1 pseudogene is annotated in these 585 nt (G+C 61.4%); it reads left to right on the top strand.

What is annotated here, in order from left to right:
- Positions 1–185: 185 nt before the first annotated feature.
- Positions 186–585 (top strand): annotated as a pseudogene (locus AF337_RS32875) (sensor histidine kinase); the annotation flags it as partial.

Genomic DNA, 585 nt, shown 5'->3' with positions numbered 1-585 from the left:
GCCTCCGGCAGGTATGCGAAGCCGACCGCATCTCTGCCCCGGCGCGCTGAACCTTAGCGAATGTGGTCTTCGCCCGATATTGTACTTAAGGGAATCTCTTTCATGCGGTGGCAATCGAAAGTAGTGATGCGCAGATGACGCCGTAGCGGGAAGCTGTTATTCTTGGCCGGTTTGGGGGGAAGCTGATGGGCTTGGGCGAATGGTCAGGTCGATTATGCTGCACTGCCTTTTTGTTGGCGGTGTTCGCCCCGAGTATGTCCAGTCGTCAGGCCGCAGCCTCCGACACCTCGATTGCCGTCATCGACCGGGTTCCCCGCGTCCTCGTTCTCTACCCCTATGACGAGAGGATCGCGGCAACGACCGCTGCCGGAGAGGCGTTGCGGAGCCGTTTGCTGGAGGCGACCAACGGCAAGATCGATCTGTTTTCCGAGTTCCTGGATCTCTCGCGGTTTCCGGAAGGCGACCATGTCGCGCGCATGGCCCGATATCTGGGCGAAAAATACGCAGTGCGCCGTCCCGACGTGGTCGTGGCCCTCGGCCGGGAATCGGCGAGCTTCGTAACCGCGAGCCGCGGCACGATCGCTC

Source organism: Rhizobium ecuadorense, from assembly GCF_001187535.1.
Classification (GTDB): domain Bacteria; phylum Pseudomonadota; class Alphaproteobacteria; order Rhizobiales; family Rhizobiaceae; genus Rhizobium; species Rhizobium ecuadorense.
This window is presented reverse-complemented; position numbering and strand designations above follow the sequence as displayed.